Genomic DNA, 15,719 nt, shown 5'->3' on the forward strand with positions numbered 1-15,719 from the left:
CTTGTACCCCGTGTACAGGGGGCGGACTCGCGTGTACCCGGCGATCTCGGCGGCGTGCACCCGCATGAACGGAGCGGATGCCCCGGGGCCCGGCCCGCGTCACGCCCCGGGTGTGCGGCGCCACCGCGCGGCGAGCGCGGCGTCGAGCGCCACGCCGAGCAGTAGTGCCACCGCGATGGAGGCGAGGATGGCCAGCACCGGCGCGTCCGGCAACAGCGTTGCCACGACCGTTCCGACGAGGGCCTGATAACAGGCCCAGCCGAGCGCGGCCAGCGCCGCGAGCGGAAGATATCGCGGCGCGGTCACCCCGCTCGCGCCGGCCGTGAGGTTCACGGCGAGGCGCGCGAACGGGATGAAGCGCGCGGTGAAGACGATCGCGGCCGTGCTGCGCGCGAGACGGGCCCGCGCCCACGAGAACGCGCCGGCGATGCGGGGCCGACGCATCCATGCCCACCGTTCCAGCCCCACGCGCCGGCCTACGAGATAGCAGACCGTGTCGCCCAGAAAGGCGGCCAGCGCGGCCACGGCGATGATCCCCAGCAGCCTCGGCTCTCCGGTGACGAGACGCTGAGCGCGGCCAGTGCCGTCACGGCGGTCTCGCCCGGGATCACGACCAGAAACGCGTCACCCAGCACGAGTCCGAACATCGCGACCAGTGCCCAGGGGCTCGCGGCGATCGTCGAGAGAACGTCGGACATCACAACCCTTGGGTAGCAAGCTCGCGTGAACGCCGTGCGAACGAGCGTTTCGGCGGGTCGCGGCCGATCCCGGGGTGCGGCGACGCCCGGGCATCCGTTCGGTGACGCGGATGCGTGCGCTCGATGAACTCTCGGTGTTCGGGGCTGTTTCGGCACGCCGTGCACCCGCGGGCGCTTCACCCTGGACATGTGAGAGTCGCCCTGCTGGCGGAATCCGCCCTGCCCCACATGAACGGCGTGACCGGTTCGGTCGCGCAGGTGCTGCGGCACCTTCGCCGCGAGGGGCACGAGACGCTCGTGATCGCCCCGCATCCGGGTGGAACGGCACGGGGTTCGCGAAAGATGCTGCCGGACTTCACCGACGCGCGGACGGAGCTGCTCCGCTCCGTCCCATTGCCGTCGTACCCCGATGTGCGCGTCGTGTTCGCGCGGACGGCGTACCTCACGCGCCTGCTGCGGGATTTCGCCCCGGACGTCGTCCACCTGGCTTCGCCGTTCGTTCTCGGCTCCCAGGGGGTCGCGGCCGCAGATGCGCTGCGAGTGCCCTCCGTCGCCATCTATCAGACGGATGTCATCGCGTATGCCGAGAAGTACGGTGTCGTCGGCGCCGCGCCCCTCGTCGCGCGTCACGTCGCACGACTGCACCGCCGTGCGACCCTCACGCTCGCGCCGTCGTCGGCGGCGATCGCGCAGCTCGAGGCGCTCGGCATCGACCGACTGCGGCCCTGGGGACGCGGTGTCGACGCCGAACGGTTCACTCCGAGCCGCCGCAGCGAGGCGTGGCGTCGGAGCATCGCCCCCGGCGAGATCCTCGTGGGGTATGCGGGACGCCTCGCGGCGGAGAAGCAGGTAGAGGATCTGCGGGCGCTCACGGATCTGCCGGGCGTTCGACTCGTCGTCATCGGTGACGGTCCCGACCGTGCGCGCCTGCAGGCCGCACTTCCGACCGCGGTCTTCACGGGATTCCTCGACGGCCTGGAGCTCGCGGAGGCCCTCGCGAGCCTCGATGTCTTCGTGCACCCGGGCGAGAGCGAGACCTTCTGTCAGACAGTGCAAGAGGCTCACGCGAGCGGTATCCCGGTGGTCGCCACCGGTCGGGGCGGCCCCGTCGACCTTGTCCGCAGCAGCATCGACGGCTGGTTGTACCAACCCGGCGATCTGCGCGATCTGCGGGCCCGCGTCGCCGACCTGACCGGCGACGAAGCCAAGCGCCGCTCGTTCGGCCTTGCCGCGCGGGAGGGAGTGCGCCACCGCACCTGGGAGGCGCTCTGTCGCGACCTCGTCGACCGCTACGCAGAGGCACGGGTTCTCCGTCCGATCGATGACGCCCTCCTCGCCCGCGGCATCACGCGGCCCGAGCTGCCGCCCACCCCGACCGCCCCCTCGGCGGCGGCTCCTGGCTGGCGGCGGTACGTCGCTCTCGGCGACTCGATCACCGAGGGTCTCTGCGACGTGTCGCGGGCCCCGTCCGGTCAGTACCGCGGGTGGGCCGACCGCCTGGCCCTGATGTTGTCGTCTGCGGGCCCCAAGCGCGGATCGTTCCGCTACGCCAATCTCGCGATCCGCAGTAGTCGGATCCGTGATGTCGTGTCGCGCCAGCTCCCGGCGGCCCTGGATCTGCGCCCGGACCTCGTCTCGGTGCTGATCGGTGCGAACGACCTGGTCAAGCAGGGCGCGAATCCGGCGCGTCTGTCTGCCGAGGTCGAACAGGTCGTTCGGACGCTGCGCGCGACCGGCGCGGATGTACTGCTCGCGACCCCGTTCTTGCCGCACCGCCGCGCCGCCCGGATTTTCGCCCGCCGGTTCGCGCGCTACAACTCCGAGCTGCGTCGCATCGCCCGCGAAACGGGATCGCTGCTGCTCGACGTCGAAGCACTCCCCAGCGTGTCTCAGCTCGACCTCTGGGCCGAGGACGGCGTGCATCTGCGCTCGGCCGGCCATCGCCTGCTCGCTTACCGCGCGGCAGACGTGCTCGGAATCCCCGACGCCGAACAGCTCGGCCTGCTGGAAGCCGCGTTGCACGCGGACGAGTCGGCTGACGAGGATGCCTCGGGTCCGACACGACCGTGGTTGACCGCGCATGCCCTCCCGGGGTGTGGCGCCGACTGCGCGGCAAGACCGCCGGCGACGGGCTCTCGGCCAAGCACGCCGACTATGTCGTGCTGCCGGGTCGCTCTCGCCGCCGGACGCCGACGACCTGAGGCTTCTTCAGCCCCGCCAGGCGTACTCGGTTTCGGGGCGTCCGGGTGTGCCCCAGCGCGAGCTGCGTTCGGCTCGCCCCACGTCAGCGAGGTGCTCGAGGTACCGGCGTGCCGCGACCCGTGAGAGACCGAGCGCCGCGCCCGCCTCGGCGGCGGAGAGCGGTCCGTTCTCGCGGAGCGCCGCGGTGACACGGTCGAGCGTGTCAGAGGCGAGCCCCTTCGGCGGTGCCGAGGCGGTCGGCGGGTGCAGGGCGCCGAGCAGCGCGTCGACTTCGGCCTGGGTTGCCTGACCGGATGCTTCACGCGAACGTCGTCGAAACTCCGCGTACTGTTCCAGGCGTTCGCGGAACATCCCGAATGTGAAGGGCTTGATGAGATATTGAGCCACTCCGAGCGCGAGGGCCGTCCGGACGACCTCGGCATCCCGCACCCCCGTGATCGCGATGATGTCGATGGGCGCGCCTCGGGCACGGATGAGACGTGCGAGGTCGAGCCCGTGTCCGTCGGGCATGGTCATATCGAGCAGCACGAGGTCGATCCGGGCCCCGACCTCTGCCTCGAACACCGCGGCGACCGCCGCCCGTGCACCCGCGCACTCGGCGACGACCTGGAAGCCCTCGACTTTGTCGACGTACGCGCGGTGCATTTCGCGGGTCAGCCGCTCATCGTCGACGATGAGCACCCCGATCGAATCCGTGGTTGCCGCACGCGCGGTGGCGGGGTCATCCGTCATGGGGCCATCCGTCATGTTGTCCTCCCCGGCAGGACGACCCGGAATGTCGTGGGGGAGTCGTTCACGGTGATCTCGCCCCCGCTGGCGGCCACGATATCGCGCACGAGGGCGAGTCCGACCCCGCGCCCCGACGGCCCCGCGGGTTTGGTGCTGAAGCCGCGGTCGAACATCCGGGCGCTCACCTCGGCCGAAATGGGTGGCCCGCTGTCGCTCACACTCACGGCTACCGCCGTGCCGGCGGGTCGGATGCGCACCCGAACCCACCGTGGTTCGTCGCCCGCAGCGGCGGCATCGATCGCGTTGTCGATCAGATTCCCGACGACCGAGACCGCGTCGACGGGACCGAGCACGGATCGTGGTGCGCCTGGGTCGATGTCGACGTTCCATCCGACACCGAGCTCCGACGCCTGTGATGCCTTGCCGAGCAGTAGCGCCTCGACGGCAGGTTCGCCGGCACGGAGCGGAGTCATCCGATCGACGAGTTCTTGGCTCTCGCGCGTCCGTTCGGTCAGCAGCTCGATCGCCTCGGCGGCGCGGCCCAGTTCGATCAGGGCGACCGCCGTGTGCATCCGATTGCCGTGCTCGTGGGCCTGCGCCCGGAGAGCCTCCCCGAGGGCCCGCACCGATTCGTAGGAAGACACCGCGTCACGCACCGCGCTCGCGGGAAGGTCGCCCGCCACGCGCCGCGTCAGTCGTCGCGCCAGCCACGCGGCCACGGTGCCGATCACGACGAGCGCGGCCGTCAGAGCCAGAATCGCGGGGATGCGTCCCCAGAGCTGCCCGGCGACGCTCTGAACGGTCACCCCGGCCGCGACCAGGCCGACGACACGATCGCCCGAGAGAACGGGCACGACGGCGCGGACGGAGGGACCGAGCGTTCCCGTGAATTCTTCGAGGACGACCCCGCCCGCCGAGGCCTCGGCAATCGTGCCGAGGTAGGGCAGACCGATCTGAGCGGGATCGGGATGCGTCAGCCGAATACCCGCGGGCGTCATGATGGTGACGAAGTCGATCGGGGTCTCGCTCGTGATCTCGAGAGCGATCGGTTGCAGCACGTCCGTGGCATCCGCCCCTCCGGCCGCCACCGCATCCGCGACCGCGGGATCGGCCGCAACGGAGCGAGCGACGGCGAGAGTCAAGGTTTCGGCCTCCCGCCGCTCATCCACCAGGGCGACGACGACCAGGGCAACCCCGACAACCGACGCGATCGCGACGACGGCCCCCACGAAGACGAAGAAGACGCGCGACGCGGCGCTCGGTGCGCGGCGAGCGTTCTTCGGCGTGCGGGACACGACGTCTCCTCTTCATCGATGTCAACGTCCGTGTGACATCTCTGTCCGTGGAGTCCCATCCTGCCGCGCCGTCGCCGATTGCCGTGCACCTCTCGTGCGACCAATACGACCGCAACCCCTTCCGGCATCCGGAGCGGGCCCACAGTACTGGCAGGGATCGCCACGACACACCGCGATGGCGATCACGAACAACGACGGTTCACCAGGAGGCAAAGATGACTCAAGGCATCCCCAAGACGGGATCATTCACTCTCCCGCGTTTCAACGGGCGCAGGGGCAAGCGGGCCTGGGACAGGCACACATGGCTCTACGTCGCCGTGATCATCGCCGTGGTACTCGGGGCCAGCATCGGCCTGATCTGGCCGGAGTTCGCCGTCGCGCTCGAGCCGATCGGCAAGGGCTTCGTGTCGCTCATCAAGATGATGATCGCGCCGATCATCTTCTGCACGATCGTCGTGGGCGTCGGCTCGATCGCCAAGGCCGCGACCGTCGGCAAGATCGGCGGGATGGCGCTGCTGTACTTCATGATCATGACGACCTTCGCGCTGGCCATCGGCCTCGTCGTCGGCAACATCATCCACCCAGGTGAGGGCTTGAACATGACGAACTCCACCTACGACGCTGACACGAGCGAGGCGAAGACGACGCAGGAGTTCATCCTCGGCATCATCCCCACCACCTTCTTCTCGGCCTTCACGGGGGAGAGCGTGCTGCAGGTGCTGTTCATCGCCCTTCTTGTCGGGTTCGCGCTGCAGAAGATGGGCAAAAAGGGCGAGCCCATCATGTTCGCGGTCAAGAACCTGCAGGCACTCGTCTTCCGCATCCTCGGCATGATCCTCTGGCTGGCACCGCTGGGCGCCTTCGGGGCGATCGCGGCCGTCGTCGGCAAGACCGGCTTCGCGGCCATCCTGAGCCTCGGCGTCCTGATGATCGCGTTCTACATCACCTGCGCGCTCTTCATCGTCGGGATACTCGGCACGCTGCTGTACGTCGTCGCCCGGGTCAATCTGTTCAGCCTCATGAAGTACCTCGGCCGCGAGTACCTGCTGATCGTCGGCACGTCGTCGTCCGAGTCCGCGCTCCCGCGCCTCATCGCGAAGATGGAGCACCTGGGTGTCTCGAAGCCGGTCGTCGGCATCACGGTGCCCACGGGCTATTCCTTCAACCTCGACGGCACGGCCATCTACCTCACGATGGCTTCGCTCTTCATCGCCGCGGGCATGGGTATGCCGATGTCGATCCCCGAGCAGATCGGGCTGCTGCTGTTCATGGTCATCGCGTCCAAGGGCGCCGCGGGCGTCACGGGTGCCGGGCTCGCAACCCTCGCCGGGGGGCTCCAGGCCTACCGCCCCGACCTGGTCGACGGCGTCGGCGTGATTGTCGGAATCGACCGGTTCATGTCAGAGGGCCGTGCCGTCACGAACTTCACCGGCAACGCCGTGGCGACCGTGCTGATCGGCACCTGGGTCAAGGAGTTCGACGCGGCGCGAGCGCGCCACGTACTTGCCGGTGACCTCCCGTTCGATGAGAGCTCGCTGACGGGAACCGATCACGATGGGATGTCGGACGCACCGGATGCCGTGGGCGTCGCGGGTCTCGAAGAGGCGGCCAGCGCGGAGGACGAGCGGCTCGAGGGTCGGAAGGCCCGAGCCGGCGCGCACTGACCCAGCCGTGTCCAAGGGCCCCCGAGACCGTCCAGGTCGACGGGGCCCTTGTGCGTTCTCGGCGCCCCTCAGGGGCGAAATGATCCTGGCGTCGCGTCGAACCGGTCCCGGAAAACATGATGAAAGTGCGCGATGTCGCGGAAGCCGGACGCCGCCGCAACTACCTCCACGGATCGCTCCCGCCATGCGGGGGAGCGCAGCAGCTCTCGGGCCGCATCGAGTCGGGCGCCGAGCAGCCACCCGCGGAATGTCTCGCCCGACGCGCGGAAGTCGTTCTGGATCGTCCGCACCGAGACGTTCACCGAGCGGGCGAACTCGTGCACGTCGAAGTCCGGATCATTGATCCGAGAGGATGCGGCACGCTTGCCGGACTCGAGTCGGGAAAGCGCATCCGTCTCGACATCAACGCCGGTGAGGGCGCCGCGCAGCATGGCAACGACCGCGCGAGTCATGGCGGCCGCGGCATCCCATCGTCCCGCGTCGAACTCCGTTGTCAGCAGAGCGCATTGCGCGCCCAGGCGCGCGCCCGCACCCGAAGCCGAGAGACGCCGGTTCAGGTCGGCTACCGCACGGCCGCTCGGTTCGACGCCGGCGAACGTGCGCGGGACGCGCAAAGAATAGAGACGGAATCGCCGCCGTGGATCGAACTCGAGGGCGAACGGTGCCGAGTTGTCGAGCAGGATCGGCGCTCCGGCGGGCATCCGCCATCTTTCGCCGAGGTGATCGAGCCGCGATGACGAATCCGGCGAGACGTTGACGAACAGCGCATCGTCGGGCACACGGGCGAGCGAGGCCGCATCGCGACGCGCCTCGTGGCCGGGCGCACGCATGCGCGACAGAATCGCTCCGTCCCAGTCATACGCGAGTACGTCGGCGTCGAACGACCCCGAGGACGGGCGCTCGGGACGGATGCCGAGGTACACATCGCACAGCGCGTCGCGGAAGCTCTGGAACCGGTCGGACTCGCGTTGGTCCGCCGTGGTCGCCGCAAGGACTGGAACGGGCTCGTCGTGCACAGAGATTGCGTTCATCGCCATCGACTTTCGTTCCGCGCCAGTGCGTGTTCGGACGCGTCGACCTATCTTCGTCCGTAGACGCGTGAGCCTCAAGCGGGCGCTGCCCGAACAGCGCCCGCTTGTACCCGCACTGCGCGTCCGCACAATCCTGACTGCACGATCCTGACTGCACGATCCCGACCGCACGATCCCGACCGCACGATCCGACGATGAAGACGGAGTTCCCGATGACCGATCGCCCCACACTTCTGCTCGTCCACGGCGCCTGGCACGGCTCGTGGGCCTGGGTGCCCCTGCAGGCCGAACTCGAGTCGCGGGGATGGGATGTCCGCACCGTCGATCTGCCGACGGTGCATGCCGACGACCCGCGAGAGCTGCACATGACGGATGACGCGGACGCCATCGCGGCGGCGATCGACGCCATCCCGGGTCCGGTGGCGGTCGTCGCTCACTCGTACGGGGGCGTCCCGACGACGCAGGGCGCGACATCCGATTCCGTCGTCCACATCGTCTACATCGCCGCGTTCGTGCTGGACGAGGGCGAGTCATTGCTCGGCGCCGTCGGGGGAGTGGCACCGTCGTGGTGGGTCGTCGACGGTCCGCTGGCAACGGCGGGGACCGAGGCAGAGCCCGCGACCGGCCTCTTTTTCGCGGACGTCGACGAGGTGGCCGCTGCGGACGCCGTCGGTCGACTCAAGCCGCAGAGCTCCATCGCCTTCAGCGAGACCGTGACGACCGTGGCGTGGCGCGATAAGCCCACGACCTATGTCATCACCGAGCAGGACGCGATCTTCCCGCTGCCCGCGCAGGAGGCGCTCGCGGCGCGGTCGGGCTCGACCGCCGTCCGGATGGACACCAGCCACTCGCCGTTCTTGTCGAAGCCGGCCGATTTGGCCGACATCATCGAGAACGCGCTCGGCTGAGCGGGCGATGGGTCGGGGTCAGCCCTCGATGCCCTGCTCGTACTGTTCGAGCTCGAGTTCAATCTGACGGCGCAGTTCGGCCGTCTGGAAAGCGTTGAGATCCCCGGATTCGTCACCCGGTGCGTCGCTCATGGCTACCGCGTCGCGATCCTCTGCCGCGGGGTTCTCTCGTCGATCGGACATCGTCACTCCTCGCCGTACGGGGGTAGGTCATTGGCGCTGACCTCGGTGGCGAGTGCGGCATCCGCCTCGCCTCCGAGATCGGCGTCCAGGTCATCGTCGTCGACCGCATCCGCGGTGTCGGCGGGGGCCTCGGGGTCGATCGCGTGCGTCGCGTGGACCACCGTTTCGGGGTCGACGGAATTCGAGAGCGCCGCGTCGCGGGCCGCCGCGTCTGCGTCAATCTCTTCGAAAGTGGGCTCGAAGACCATCGGGTGCTCCTTCTCAGCCGCTCTTGCGTCGGAACTCGCGCTTGACCGAGGCCGGACCCTGCGTCGCGTGAACGGCCGAATCACCGTTCAGGTGGGCCTCGCCCTCGCGATGCTTGGCGTTCTTCTTCTCGAGCGCTTCCTTGAACTTGCGCTTGACATCGTCGGATGCCGCGGTGGGCGTCACGTCTTCAGTGCTCATCCGGCAAGCCTACGCGGGCAGCCCGAAGGCGGCGACTGGTAGGGTGAAATGTGATGACGTGGCATTCGTCGTGTCATCAGACAATTTCATACGCATCGCGAACCGCGGTGCACCTGGAGCAGGCCGGCAGAAAGCTGGTCCCCTGTGGTGGTCTCCTCGTCGCGAGTGCGCCGGGTGGATTTCTACTGGTGGCCAGCGCAGGCTAGATCGCGTATTGCGCGCCGCGCGCCCATATCTGCCTGTTCCTGCTTCTTCGCACACACTCGTGCGCCATACGGGCGCGCGAGTCGAAACAAAGAAGGAGAGACCTCTTGGAAGGTCCTGAAATCACATCCGCCGAGGCCGTTCTCGATAACGGCCGCTTCGGCACCCGCACCATCCGCTTCGAGACCGGCCGCCTCGCGCAGCAGGCTCAGGGCGCCGTTGCCGCTTACCTCGACAACGAGACCATGCTCCTCTCGGCCACCAGCGCCGGAAAGCACCCCCGCGAGGGCTTCGACTTCTTCCCCCTGACGGTGGATGTCGAAGAGCGCTCGTACGCCGCCGGCAAGATCCCCGGCTCGTTCTTCCGCCGCGAGGGCCGCCCCTCCACCGAGGCCATCCTCGTCTGCCGTCTGATCGACCGGCCGCTGCGCCCGTCGTTCGTCGACGGCCTGCGCAACGAAGTCCAGATCGTCATCACGGTGCTCTCGATCGCGCCGGGTGAGTTCTACGACGCGCTCGCGATCAACGCGGCGTCGGCGTCCACCCAGATCTCGGGCCTGCCCTTCTCCGGACCGATCGCCGGCGTTCGCCTCGCGCTCATCCCGGGTCACGGCGAGCACGCCGACCAGTGGGTCGCGTTCCCGACCGTCACGCAGCTCGAAGAGGCCGTCTTCGACCTCATCGTCGCGGGACGCGTTCTGCCCGACGGAGAGGTCGCGATCATGATGGTCGAGGCCGAGGCCACCGAGGGTTCCTGGAACCTCATCAAGGGCGGCGCCGTCAAGCCGAACGAGGCCGTCGTGGCCGAGGGCCTCGAGGCCGCCAAGCCGTTCCTGCGCGAGCTCGTCTCCGCACAGCAGACGCTGGCGAACACGGCTGCCAAGGAGATCGCGAACTACCCGGTCTTCCTGCCCTACAGCCAAGAGACCTACGACTTCGTCGCACACCGCGCGTACGACCCGCTCGTCGGCATCTACCAGATCGCCGACAAGGTCGAGCGTCAGACCGCTGATGACGAGCTCAAGGACCGGGTCAAGGGCGAGCTGCTCGCGGCCGTCGAGTCCGGCGAGCTGCAGGCCGTCGCGACCCTCGAGTTCTCGGCCGCGTACAAGTCCGTCACCAAGAAGATCGTCCGTGGACGCATCCTCGCCGACGGCGTCCGCATCGATGGCCGCGGACTGGCAGACATCCGTGCGCTCGACGCACAGGTCGACGTCATCCCGCGCGTGCACGGCTCGGCGATCTTCCAGCGCGGCGAGACCCAGATCCTGGGTGTCACCACGCTGAACATGCTCAAGATGGAGCAGCAGATCGACTCGCTGTCGCCCGTCACGCACAAGCGCTACATGCACCACTACAACTTCCCGCCGTACTCGACCGGTGAGACCGGCCGTGTGGGTAGCCCGAAGCGTCGCGAGATCGGGCACGGCTTCCTGGCCGAGCGCGCCCTCGTCCCGGTGCTGCCGTCGCGCGAAGAGTTCCCGTACGCCATCCGTCAGGTCTCCGAGGCGCTCTCCTCGAACGGCTCGACGTCGATGGGCTCCGTCTGCGCCTCGACCCTGTCGCTGCTGAACGCCGGTGTGCCCCTGCGGGCTCCCGTCGCCGGTATCGCCATGGGTCTTGTCTCGGACGAGGTCGATGGACAGACGCGCTACGCCGCCCTGACCGACATCCTCGGCGCCGAAGACGCCCTCGGCGACATGGACTTCAAGGTCGCCGGTACGAGCGAATTCGTCACGGCGATCCAGCTCGACACCAAGCTCGACGGCATCCCGACCTCGGTTCTGACCGCGGCGCTGCAGCAGGCACGGGATGCGCGTCTCGCCATCCTCGACCTGATCAACGCCACGATCGACGCTCCTGACGAGATGGCGCCCACCGCGCCGCGCGTCATCAGCGTGCAGATCCCGGTCGACAAGATCAGTGAGCTCATCGGCCCCAAGGGCAAGACGATCAACTCCATCCAGGACGAGACCGGCGCCCAGATCTCGATCGAAGAAGACGGAACCGTCTACATCGGTGCCGTCGACGGTCCGTCGGCCGAGGCCGCTCGCGCGCAGGTCAACGCGATCGCCAACCCGACCAACCCCGAGGTCGGCGAGCAGTTCCTCGGAACCGTCGTCAAGATCGCGACGTTCGGTGCGTTCATCTCGCTCCTGCCCGGCAAGGACGGACTGCTGCACGTCAGCGAGGTCCGCAAGCTCGCCGGTGGCAAGCGTGTGGAGAACGTCGAAGACGTGCTCGGTGTCGGTCAGAAGATCCTCGTGAAGATCACGAAGATCGATGACCGCGGCAAGCTGTCGCTCGAGCCGGTCGTCGAAGAGTCGGCCGACCAGGCTGCAGACCAGGGTGCCGCCGAAAGCGCACCCGAGGTTGCTGTCTGATCTGACCTGATCGGATTGCGGAGCCCCCTCACCCCTCGCGGGTGCGGGGGCTCCGTCGTCTGTCGTGACCAAAGCGTTATGGGTAGTTCATAGGTTCGTCACCGGATCGCGCGCCACGGTCGGTGGGCTGCCCTACTCTCGAAGAAAGCGTCGGGGGGCGCGACATAAGGCAAGAAGTCGCGACTCGTGGCACGTAGCGCGCGAGGGGGTGGGAGCATGAGTTTCTTCGGTATCGGTGCCGATGTGTCGACGGGGCAGGCTTCCCCGCCCGCTCCGCACCCGTCGTCACCCATCCCGGTTCTCGGCCCGAGCATCGGCCACGGCATGCGCGTCACGCTCGGCGAAACCGGGCTCGAAATCTTTCCGCTCATGCTCGGTGGTGCGGAGTTCGGTTGGAACATCGACCTGTCGACCAGCCACCGGATCATCGACCGCTATGTCGAGCTCGGCGGTAACGCCCTGCACACGGCGGACTCGTTCTCGGCGGGGCGCAGCGAGCACATCATCGGCCAGTGGCTGGCGTCTCGACAGGCGCGGGATGACACGGTTGTGGCCGTCAGGGTCGGAGCGCACCCCGACAACCCGGGTCTCGGCCCCGTCAACCTCGTACGTGCCGTCGAGGCATCCCTCGTGCGGCTGGGCACGGACCACATCGACGTTCTGTATCTCGACGGTGCCGACACATCCGTCCCGCTGGAAGAGACCCTCGCGACCGCTGAGTGGCTGATCGGGTCGGGCAAAGTACGGCACCTCGGCGCCGCAGCATTCACGCCCGAGCGTCTCGTCGAGGCGCGGATTCTCGCCTCGGCCGGTTACCCCCGCTTCACGGTTCTCGATGCGCACTACAACGTCGTGCACCGGTCCGCCTTCGAGGGCGACCTGCGGCTCGTCGCAGGTGCGCAGGGAATCGCGGTCACCCCCTCGCACCCGCTCGCGCACGGCTTCCTATCGGGGCGTCACCGCAGTCGTGACCGAGTCGGCCTGTCGGCACGCGGTATGCAGGTAGCGGCATATCTCAATCGACGCGGCCAGAAGGTGCTCAAGGCGCTGGATGCGATCGCGCTCGAGCTCTCGGTGCCCGACGCCGCCGTCGCGGTCGGCTGGTTGCTCGCGCAACGCACCGTCGTTGCGCCGATCGTGAACGCCTATGCGCCCGAGCACGTCGAAGAACTGACGCAGGGTGTGGGTGTGCAGCTGAGCCGCGCGCACCTGGGAGAGCTGTCCCGCGCGGCACAGTGACGCTCGAGGGAGGGCGCGGTCGGGCCGCGCCGAGATCGTTTCGTGACACGGCGCATTCGTGACCTAGGCTGGAAACGGCGTGGCATCGGGGCACGCCGGGACGAAAGCGAGCGAGGATGACGCACTTCATCTACCTCGTTCGCCACGGCGAGCATCAGGATGCCGAGCACGGGCTGGTCGATGGTCCGCTCTCTCCGCGGGGTCAGCGCCAGGCATCCCTGATCGCCGATCGGCTGTCAGGCATGCCTCTCAGTGCCGTATGGCACTCGCCCTTGCTGCGGGCGACCGAGACGGCCCGCATGGTCGCCGAACGGATGCCCGCCATCACCCCGCAGGCGTCGTCCCTGTTGTTCGACTGCGTGCCGTCGGGCATGTCGCCCGAGACGCCCGCGGTTTACGAGCCGTTCTTCGGCTCGGTCACCGATGCCGAGATCGAGGCGGGTCGCGCGCAGATGGCCGACGCCGTCAGCGAGTTTCTCGTGCGCCGGACCGGCGAGGTGCACGAACTCGTGATCACGCACAACTTCGTGATCAGTTGGTTCGTGCGCGAGGTACTCGGGGCCCCCGAGTGGCGCTGGATGACGCTCAACCAGGCCCACTGCGGTCTGACGGTGATCGCGCAGAAGCAGGGGCGGCCGTGGACACTGCTGACCCACAACGACCTCGCGCACCTGCCGTTCGAGCTGCGCACGGGCCTGCCCGAGACCCACCCGGTCTAGATCCGGTCTGACTGCCCCGCGCTGGTCTTCCACCGCACGCGTTCACAATTCAGTCGGCGCGTGTGTCGCATGGGTGAGCCCCCGCGGATTCGCACGGATCAGCCCGCCTACTCGGCCCCGAAAGACTGAATTGCGAACGCCCGAGCGCCCGCACCGGCGGGGACTCTGATCACCCGAGGGCTTTCCCGTACCACCGCGTCGCGTTGGGGTTGTCGTTGTAGGGCGCGATCGGCTCGAATCCCGCCGAGGCGTAGAGGCCGCCGGCGGCCTCGAGGGTGTGGTGGGTGTCGAGCACGAGCTGGGCGGCACCCCAGGTGCGTGCCCGACGCTCGAGCTCGTCGAGTAGCAGTCGACCCCACCCGCGTCCCCGCGTCGAGGGGTCGAGGTACAGGTGCTTGACCTCGTATCGCACCCCGGCCGGACCGTCGGGGATGCGCCGGATGCCTCCACATCCCACTGGGCGGCGGGCCCCCGCCGCAGCGCCCTCGTCTTCGATCACGAGGAACACACCGTCCGGGGCGACGAACACCGAAGGATCCGGATACGTCGGTCGATAACCACCGCCCGGGAACACCTCGGCCCGGGCCGCGAAGTACTCGGTCAGCAGCCCATGGGCGACCGGAGCATCCGGCGCCATCTCGATGAATCGCACCACGGGTCGAGCCTATGCCGCCCCGGCCCGGCGTCCCGCCGAGCCCCATGACCCGAACCTAGGATGGGCACATGACGACACGCGTAGCCATCGTGGGTGGAACAGGTCGCCTCGGCGGCGTGGTCCGCGAGGTGATCGAGGAAACCGAGGGCTACGAGGTCGTCGCGGTGCTGTCTTCGCGGAGCGAGATCACCGAGATCGACGGATCGGATCTGGTGGTCGATGTCTCGAGCCCGGCTGTTTCGATCGACGTCGTCCGTGCGGCCATCGAACGCGGAATCAACGTTCTTGTCGGTACCTCGGGCTGGTCGCAGGAGCGCATCGCCCTCGTCCGGCCCCTCGTCGAGGCCGCGGGCACGGGCGTCGTGTTCATCCCCAACTTCTCGCTCGGCTCGGTCATCGGTACGGCCCTCGCCGCCGCCGCGGCCCCGTTCTTCCCCTCGATCGAGATCGTCGAGGCGCACCACGAACGCAAGGTCGATTCGCCGAGTGGCACCGCGGTGCGCACGGCCGAGCTGATGGCCGCGGCGCGGGAAAGCGTCGGGCCGGTCGAGGCGCCGCACACCGACCAGCGCGCCCGCGGTCAGCGCGTTGCGAGCATCCCCGTCCATTCGCTTCGCCGTCCAGGCGTGATCGCGCGCCAAGAGGTGCTGCTGTCGGGCCCGGGGGAGTCGCTCCAGATCGTCCACGACACGGTCGACCCGGCGTTGGCCTACGCGCCCGGCATCCGCATCGCCCTCGATGCGGCGCGCACCGTGCGCGGCGTCGTTGTGGGACTCGACCGATTCGTCGACGTCGGCATCCGTCTGCCCGGAGACAAGTCGGAGAATCCCGTCGACGACGGTGGCGTGCCCGGGCAGGTAGCGCGGGTCACCGGCCTGTGAGCGCACGCATCGGCGCGGCCATCATGGCCGTCGTGCTGGCGCTGTACCTGGTGCTGGTCTCTCAACGGGCATACCTGCTGATGACCACGGGCGATCCTGTCGGCGTTGCCATGGGAGTCGCGCTGTTCGTCTTGCCGGCGATCGCGGCGTGGGCCATCGGGCGCGAACTCTGGTTCGGGATGCGCGCGGAAAGCCTCGGTCGACGGCTCGATCACGAGGGTGCCCTGCCCGACGAGCAATTGTCGGTGCGTCCGAGCGGGCGAGTCGATCGCGACGAGGCCGAGGCGCTCTTCCCGAAGTACCGCGACGCAGTAGAGTCCGCGCCCGATGACTGGCGCGCCTGGTACCGGCTCGGCCTTGCGTATGACGGTGCGGGGGACCGGCGGCGTGCTCGATCGGCCGTGCGGCAGGCGATCAAGTTCGAGTCCGCCGAACGTCGGGGCAAGCGTACGAGCCCGGGCGAGCGCTGACCTCGCCCGG

General features: G+C 68.6%; 17 protein-coding genes. 8 read left to right on the forward strand and 9 right to left on the reverse strand.

Annotated features, from left to right (window positions below; all coding sequences use genetic code 11):
* Window positions 1–99: 99 nt before the first annotated feature.
* Both MIC448_RS05090 and MIC448_RS16365 read right to left on the reverse strand, forming a co-directional pair.
* On the reverse strand, window positions 100–525 hold the full coding sequence (locus tag MIC448_RS05090) for a DedA family protein (protein ID WP_232711597.1): 426 nt from the start codon (window positions 523–525) through the stop codon (window positions 100–102).
* Window positions 477–698, reverse strand: a complete 222-nt coding sequence (locus MIC448_RS16365) for a hypothetical protein (protein WP_232711598.1) — start codon at window positions 696–698, stop codon at window positions 477–479. Before MIC448_RS16365 ends, MIC448_RS05090 begins: the two co-directional genes overlap by 49 nt.
* Window positions 699–887: 189 nt before the next feature.
* Here MIC448_RS16365 and MIC448_RS05095 point away from each other — a divergent pair, with 189 nt between their 5' ends.
* A complete protein-coding gene (locus MIC448_RS05095; RefSeq protein WP_198517721.1) occupies window positions 888–3,023 on the forward strand; it encodes a GDSL-type esterase/lipase family protein in 2,136 nt (711 codons plus the stop codon).
* Here MIC448_RS05095 and MIC448_RS05100 read toward each other — a convergent pair.
* Window positions 2,907–3,647 (reverse strand): response regulator, encoded by a 741-nt coding sequence (locus MIC448_RS05100; protein WP_232711599.1) that lies wholly within the window; start codon window positions 3,645–3,647, stop codon window positions 2,907–2,909. The genes MIC448_RS05095 and MIC448_RS05100 overlap by 117 nt on opposite strands.
* The gene (locus tag MIC448_RS05105) at window positions 3,644–4,924 is read right to left on the reverse strand and encodes an ATP-binding protein (protein ID WP_036296975.1); all 1,281 of its coding nucleotides are present in this window, start codon (window positions 4,922–4,924) and stop codon (window positions 3,644–3,646) included. Before MIC448_RS05105 ends, MIC448_RS05100 begins: the two co-directional genes overlap by 4 nt.
* Window positions 4,925–5,139: 215 nt before the next feature.
* Here MIC448_RS05105 and MIC448_RS05110 point away from each other — a divergent pair, with 215 nt between their 5' ends.
* Window positions 5,140–6,588 carry a cation:dicarboxylate symporter family transporter gene (locus tag MIC448_RS05110; RefSeq protein ID WP_036296978.1) on the forward strand — a complete coding sequence of 483 codons (1,449 nt, stop codon included), beginning with the start codon at window positions 5,140–5,142 and terminating at the stop codon, window positions 6,586–6,588.
* A 68-nt stretch (window positions 6,589–6,656) separates the two neighbouring features.
* On the opposite strand, the gene MIC448_RS05115 is transcribed toward MIC448_RS05110, so the two are convergent.
* Window positions 6,657–7,619, reverse strand: a complete 963-nt coding sequence (locus tag MIC448_RS05115; RefSeq protein WP_157811257.1) for a helix-turn-helix domain-containing protein — start codon at window positions 7,617–7,619, stop codon at window positions 6,657–6,659.
* Window positions 7,620–7,831: 212 nt separating this feature from the next.
* On the opposite strand from MIC448_RS05115, the gene MIC448_RS05120 reads away from it, so the two are divergent.
* A complete protein-coding gene (locus MIC448_RS05120; RefSeq protein WP_036297084.1) occupies window positions 7,832–8,527 on the forward strand; it encodes an alpha/beta hydrolase in 696 nt (231 codons plus the stop codon).
* Between the two features lie 18 nt (window positions 8,528–8,545).
* Here MIC448_RS05120 and MIC448_RS05125 read toward each other — a convergent pair whose 3' ends face one another.
* From MIC448_RS05125 to MIC448_RS05135, 3 genes are read right to left on the reverse strand one after another with little or no spacing between them, the layout of a single operon-like run.
* Window positions 8,546–8,710 (reverse strand): hypothetical protein, encoded by a 165-nt coding sequence (locus MIC448_RS05125; protein ID WP_157811258.1) that lies wholly within the window; start codon window positions 8,708–8,710, stop codon window positions 8,546–8,548.
* Window positions 8,711–8,712: 2 nt separating this feature from the next.
* Window positions 8,713–8,958, reverse strand: coding sequence for a hypothetical protein (locus MIC448_RS05130; protein ID WP_036296992.1), 246 nt, complete (start codon window positions 8,956–8,958; stop codon window positions 8,713–8,715).
* 13 nt (window positions 8,959–8,971) lie between these two features.
* Complete coding sequence (locus tag MIC448_RS05135; protein ID WP_036296995.1) at window positions 8,972–9,157, reverse strand: DUF5302 domain-containing protein; 186 nt, start codon at window positions 9,155–9,157, stop codon at window positions 8,972–8,974.
* 311 nt (window positions 9,158–9,468) lie between these two features.
* On the opposite strand from MIC448_RS05135, the gene MIC448_RS05140 reads away from it, so the two are divergent.
* The 3 genes from MIC448_RS05140 to MIC448_RS05150 all read left to right on the forward strand — a co-directional run bounded on the left by MIC448_RS05140 (window position 9,469) and on the right by MIC448_RS05150 (window position 13,703).
* Window positions 9,469–11,745 (forward strand): polyribonucleotide nucleotidyltransferase, encoded by a 2,277-nt coding sequence (locus MIC448_RS05140; protein WP_036296998.1) that lies wholly within the window; start codon window positions 9,469–9,471, stop codon window positions 11,743–11,745.
* Between the two features lie 216 nt (window positions 11,746–11,961).
* Window positions 11,962–12,984 carry an aldo/keto reductase gene (locus MIC448_RS05145; protein ID WP_036297000.1) on the forward strand — a complete coding sequence of 341 codons (1,023 nt, stop codon included), beginning with the start codon at window positions 11,962–11,964 and terminating at the stop codon, window positions 12,982–12,984.
* A gap of 116 nt (window positions 12,985–13,100) precedes the next feature.
* Window positions 13,101–13,703 (forward strand): histidine phosphatase family protein, encoded by a 603-nt coding sequence (locus tag MIC448_RS05150; protein ID WP_036297001.1) that lies wholly within the window; start codon window positions 13,101–13,103, stop codon window positions 13,701–13,703.
* 169 nt (window positions 13,704–13,872) lie between these two features.
* On the opposite strand, the gene MIC448_RS05155 is transcribed toward MIC448_RS05150, so the two are convergent.
* Window positions 13,873–14,358, reverse strand: a complete 486-nt coding sequence (locus MIC448_RS05155) for a GNAT family N-acetyltransferase (RefSeq protein ID WP_036297002.1) — start codon at window positions 14,356–14,358, stop codon at window positions 13,873–13,875.
* A gap of 68 nt (window positions 14,359–14,426) precedes the next feature.
* Between MIC448_RS05155 and dapB the strand changes: the two genes are divergently transcribed.
* Both dapB and MIC448_RS05165 read left to right on the forward strand, forming a co-directional pair.
* Window positions 14,427–15,239, forward strand: coding sequence for a 4-hydroxy-tetrahydrodipicolinate reductase (dapB, locus tag MIC448_RS05160; protein WP_036297003.1), 813 nt, complete (start codon window positions 14,427–14,429; stop codon window positions 15,237–15,239).
* Window positions 15,236–15,709: a hypothetical protein gene (locus MIC448_RS05165; RefSeq protein ID WP_100813811.1), complete on the forward strand. Its 474-nt coding sequence runs from the start codon at window positions 15,236–15,238 to the stop codon at window positions 15,707–15,709. The genes dapB and MIC448_RS05165 overlap by 4 nt, the downstream gene beginning before the upstream one ends.
* Window positions 15,710–15,719: the final 10 nt, after the last annotated feature.

The sequence above is a fragment of the Microbacterium sp. C448 genome (genome assembly GCF_000582705.2).
In the GTDB taxonomy this organism is placed as follows: domain Bacteria; phylum Actinomycetota; class Actinomycetes; order Actinomycetales; family Microbacteriaceae; genus Microbacterium; species Microbacterium lacus_A.

What these genes read in the sequence shown, in the direction of transcription:
- MIC448_RS16365 (WP_232711598.1), bottom strand. Translation starts at nt 698, where the DNA reads ATGTCCGACGTTCTCTCGACGATCGCCGCGAGCCCCTGGGCACTGGTC.
- MIC448_RS05100 (WP_232711599.1), bottom strand. Translation starts at nt 3,647, where the DNA reads ATGACGGATGGCCCCATGACGGATGACCCCGCCACCGCGCGTGCGGCA.
- MIC448_RS05110 (WP_036296978.1), top strand. Translation starts at nt 5,140, where the DNA reads ATGACTCAAGGCATCCCCAAGACGGGATCATTCACTCTCCCGCGTTTC.
- MIC448_RS05115 (WP_157811257.1), bottom strand. Translation starts at nt 7,619, where the DNA reads ATGAACGCAATCTCTGTGCACGACGAGCCCGTTCCAGTCCTTGCGGCG.
- MIC448_RS05120 (WP_036297084.1), top strand. Translation starts at nt 7,832, where the DNA reads ATGACCGATCGCCCCACACTTCTGCTCGTCCACGGCGCCTGGCACGGC.
- MIC448_RS05125 (WP_157811258.1), bottom strand. Translation starts at nt 8,710, where the DNA reads ATGTCCGATCGACGAGAGAACCCCGCGGCAGAGGATCGCGACGCGGTA.
- MIC448_RS05130 (WP_036296992.1), bottom strand. Translation starts at nt 8,958, where the DNA reads ATGGTCTTCGAGCCCACTTTCGAAGAGATTGACGCAGACGCGGCGGCC.
- MIC448_RS05135 (WP_036296995.1), bottom strand. Translation starts at nt 9,157, where the DNA reads ATGAGCACTGAAGACGTGACGCCCACCGCGGCATCCGACGATGTCAAG.
- MIC448_RS05145 (WP_036297000.1), top strand. Translation starts at nt 11,962, where the DNA reads ATGAGTTTCTTCGGTATCGGTGCCGATGTGTCGACGGGGCAGGCTTCC.
- MIC448_RS05150 (WP_036297001.1), top strand. Translation starts at nt 13,101, where the DNA reads ATGACGCACTTCATCTACCTCGTTCGCCACGGCGAGCATCAGGATGCC.
- dapB (WP_036297003.1), top strand. Translation starts at nt 14,427, where the DNA reads ATGACGACACGCGTAGCCATCGTGGGTGGAACAGGTCGCCTCGGCGGC.